Annotated in this window: 5 protein-coding genes; 4 read left to right on the forward strand and 1 reads right to left on the reverse strand. The window is 65.2% G+C overall.

Going from position 1 to position 3793, the window contains the following annotated elements; genetic code table 11:
* Positions 1-844: 844 nt before the first annotated feature.
* On the reverse strand, positions 845-1210 hold the full coding sequence (locus ACWGIG_RS37690) for a VOC family protein (RefSeq protein WP_453326234.1): 366 nt from the start codon (positions 1208-1210) through the stop codon (positions 845-847).
* A gap of 41 nt (positions 1211-1251) precedes the next feature.
* Between ACWGIG_RS37690 and ACWGIG_RS37695 the strand changes: the two genes are divergently transcribed.
* The 4 genes from ACWGIG_RS37695 (at position 1252) to ACWGIG_RS37710 (ending at position 3527) form a co-directional block, all read left to right on the forward strand.
* Positions 1252-2271 (forward strand): helix-turn-helix transcriptional regulator, encoded by a 1020-nt coding sequence (locus tag ACWGIG_RS37695; RefSeq protein ID WP_453326235.1) that lies wholly within the window; start codon positions 1252-1254, stop codon positions 2269-2271.
* Positions 2272-2555: 284 nt separating this feature from the next.
* A complete protein-coding gene (locus ACWGIG_RS37700; RefSeq protein ID WP_453326236.1) occupies positions 2556-2747 on the forward strand; it encodes a hypothetical protein in 192 nt (63 codons plus the stop codon).
* Positions 2731-3258 (forward strand): DUF6879 family protein, encoded by a 528-nt coding sequence (locus tag ACWGIG_RS37705; RefSeq protein WP_453326237.1) that lies wholly within the window; start codon positions 2731-2733, stop codon positions 3256-3258. Before ACWGIG_RS37700 ends, ACWGIG_RS37705 begins: the two co-directional genes overlap by 17 nt.
* On the forward strand, positions 3255-3527 hold the full coding sequence (locus ACWGIG_RS37710; protein ID WP_453326238.1) for a helix-turn-helix domain-containing protein: 273 nt from the start codon (positions 3255-3257) through the stop codon (positions 3525-3527). The genes ACWGIG_RS37705 and ACWGIG_RS37710 overlap by 4 nt, the downstream gene beginning before the upstream one ends.
* Positions 3528-3793 lie beyond the last annotated feature (266 nt).

Genomic DNA, 3793 nt, shown 5'->3' on the forward strand with positions numbered 1-3793 from the left:
ACCACCCTTGCCGCCCCCCGGGGGTGTGCTTGTCGGTGGGGGCGCCCGGGGGTAAATTGGGGCCCCCGGGCGACCCGACTTCTCAGCACAGTGGCAGGTTCGGTATCTGCGGATCGAGTTCTACACCCGGACCGGGCCGGACATGTGGGGTTGGCGTACTGCTGGCTGGCGCTACCTGGACACTCCCGAGGCCATTGCGTCGGAGTCGCAGTTGCTCCGGGCGCTGCTCATCTGCACCGCCATGTCGGCCCGGCTCCTGGGGGCGAGCGTTCCGCGGTTCCGCATGGTGGTGCCCACCATGGTCATGCATGAGTTGGTGGGTATGCACGGCTGGTATCGGAGTACTGAGACGGGTTGGTTGGTGGCTTCGGTCGTCCCGTTCGTCTGCTGGCCCGGGCTGGCGGCCCTCGCGGCGTGACGAGCTGCACCAAGACGAAAGGCCCCGCTGCTCTGGGGCTTATGGGGGTGGCGGGGTCTTGGGGCGTAGCGACTATTCAGGCTGGGATCATCTCGGGCCGAACGGTGGTGCGCGCTCGTTCGTAAAGCTCTTGCGCGTTGTGATTCCTCAAGTGTGGCCGAATCAGGGTGAACATGTCCGTGATCCGCTTGTCAATGCGACCCGAGTTCATGTGTGGGTAGTCGTCCAGCGCGCGACCCCAGGTAGCGCATGCCGCCTCAAGGTGTCCGATAACGACGAGTCGAGCGGCTTTCAGGCGGTGGCGCGGGGTGGGGACGGCGTTCGGATGTGACGTGTTTGAGCTCCTGGACAGCCTGAAGGGCCGACCATCGTGTGCGGGCCGGCCCTTCGACAACTACTGGAAGTGTGGGCAGGGGGGCGTGAAGATCAGTCCACCGGGGAGACTCGGATGAGGTTGCCGTCGGGGTCCGTGATGACGAACGTGCGGCCGAAGACAGCGTCGTGTGGCTCCTCCGCGACATGGACTCCCTTCGAGACCCAGCTCGTGAAGATCTTGTCAATCGCGGTCGCTCCTCCTGGGACCATCAGTCCGACTTCGCTCGTTCGAGGGGTGCTCGGGACCGCATGCTCGCTGTAGCCCGTCCACAGCGCGAACAGGACGCCGGGGGCAACCTCGAAAGCTACGTAGTGGGGACTGATGAAGGTCGGTTCGATCTCGAACAGGTCGCTGTAGAAGGCAGTAGCGGTCTCGGCGTCGCGGACGCCGATCAGGAACAGGTTGGGTGCGGGCATGGTGCGCTCCTCAGATCGTTGAATTCTCGGTACTGCTCCAGTTGACCGCCGCATCGCGACAGAACCTGTCACCTTTTCCGCAAAGGCTGGTCAGTATGAAGGCTTCGAGGCTGTTGCATCTCTTGCTGCTCCTGCAGACCCGTCAGCGCATCACCACCACCGAGCTCGCCGGGCGTCTGGAAGTGTCTCGGCGGACCGTGCTGCGGGATGTCGAGGCGCTCTCGACAGCAGGTGTGCCTGTCTATGCCGAACGCGGGCGGAACGGCGGGATTGTCTTGCTCCCCAGTGCACGGCTCAACGCATCGCATCTGGAACCATCAGAGCTGGAGGCACTCTCCGTAGCCGGTTTGGACAGCGCGCAACTTGAGCGTATGGGCCTGTCTGCGGTGTGGGAGTCGGCCGCGCGCAAGATCGCCGCTCGGCAGGCTGCAGCATCTGGGTCGCCGAGCCTGCTGCAACTGGCGGACCTGGTGCTGGTAGACAGCACCGCGTGGTTTGCTGACTCAGAGGCAGCGGTCGACGTATCGGATCTGGCCTCGGCACTGCGACACCGCCGCCGGCTGCGAATCCAGTACCGGCGCAGCGCCGAGAGTCAGGCCTCAACGCGGGTGGTCGACCCGTACGGGATCGTCGCGAAATCCGGTCGCTGGTATCTCATCGCCGATGACCAGGGGAACGGTCGGCTGTTCGCTCTGGAACGACTCTCGTCCTACGAACAACTCGACGCGCCAGCTGCTCTCCGACCAGGCGAAACCCTCCGCACCAGATGGGCCGCGTTGAAGGAACGCATCGAGGGGCAAGGTCGCGTGAGCGTGACCGTCCGCCTGCCAGAAAACGGACTCGACCTGGCGCGGCGCATCCTCGGCAACCGCATCCACGACGTCTCCGACGCGGAAAACGGCTGGTGCACCGTCGTCGTCCGCTACCCCGACATCGAGTCAGTGCGTCAGCTCCTCCAGTTCGGCGACCACATCGAGATACTCACCCCAGAGACAGCCCGCGAACGCATCAGTCAGCTCGCCAGAGACCTGGTTGAAAGACACTCAACCCCGGCCTCGTGACTGCCTGCTCTCAATCAACGTTTCCGGTCAGTACACGCGAACTGTTCGCGGACCCTGATCAAGCCGTGGCGTACCTGGAGACCCTGGCAGCCGGCGAACAGCTCGTCCTACTGGACGGGGGCGGGTACTTCGCCCCGTGCCCGTCCCCCTTCGGGGAGGCGGTTGCGGGGGCTTCCTGTGTGTGGGGCGATTTCCCGTTCCGGAAAGCACCGGCTCTTGCCCCGGACTCCTCTGCCCGGGAAGGATCGGTGGGCAGGCCAGGAACCACGGGAAGGGGAACGCTCGTGAAGGTGACGATGTTGGCGACGACGTGCGACAAGAAGGACTGCCCCACCATCTACAAGACCGACCCGGGCACGGTCCTGGTGCAGGGCGAGACGCCCACCGATCACGGGCTGGACATTCCCGCGCACGAAACACTGGTAGAGATCCCGATGGATCTGATCGTGAAGGCGTTCGGTGATCAGCTGGGCTAGGTCTCTCGGGGACCTGTTCGACACCTTCGAGCACGAAGCGTTCCGGCTGGAGACGCTGGACGACTACAGCCACTCGGGCAGTACGGATGCTTACCGTGCGTTCGTGAAGGGCGAGGATAAGCCCGACGGCTACAACGCCGACTGGTTGGCGGAAGTCCGGGATTACGTCAGCTCGGGACGGCGTCTGTACCGGGTCCACGTACCGACCCGTCCCCTGACCCCGTATCTGCGGTTCGAGCTGGGGTGGGGGTACCGCACCAACGCCACGGCCGGTGAGGAATTCTTCATCCTGGACGTGACCGACCGGCCGAACCCGCTGCCGGACAGCGCCAGTGACTTCTGGTTGTTCGACTCGGCCACACCCGCGCCCATGCACTACACCCCGGACGGCAAGTTCCTCCGGGCCGACGTACTGCCCGACGACCAGGCCGCCGAGTTCATCGGCTACCGGGACACGGCCCTTGCCCATGCCGAGCCATTCGCGGATTGGTGGGCGACGCACGGCGAGTGAACCGCTCGGAGTTGGGTGCAGCGCTGCGGGCACTGCGGGACGCTTCCGGCAAGGAAGCCAAAGCAGTGGCCCGTGGCGCTGTCATGTCCGTGAGCAAGCTCAGCAAGATCGAGACGGGCAAGCTCAGCCCTCACGCCGACGATGTGGAACCGGGGGCCGGTGGGGGAGGGGTGTCAGCCCGCGATGCGCAGCGGCGGGGGGTGGAGGGCGGGGTGTGCTCGCCAATGCCACTGCCGCCGTCGGGCCGCTCGACAGTCTCACGGTCGTAGTACTCGACCCGCTCGACCGTCGTACCCTCCTCCAAGAGCAGTGCAAACGCCACCCTCGCCAACTCCCGCCCCACCTCCCCACACACACCTGACACCGCCTCAGCACTGTGCCACCGCCTACACAGGTCACATCCCGTGATGGACCCCGTGCGCAATCCTGACAACTCACCACGGCGGAATCCAGGCCGGCGAACAGGCACGAATGGCGTGCCACTCAGGAACGCTCGGGGTAGTGGTGTGCAGCGAGCGGACAAAGGAGCGAGCTG

It is taken from the genome of Streptomyces sp. NPDC054863 (genome assembly GCF_053610825.1).

Bases quoted from the DNA above. Each gene is read 5' to 3' on its own strand.
- ACWGIG_RS37690 (WP_453326234.1), bottom strand. From the start codon at position 1,210: ATGCCCGCACCCAACCTGTTCCTGATCGGCGTCCGCGACGCCGAGACC.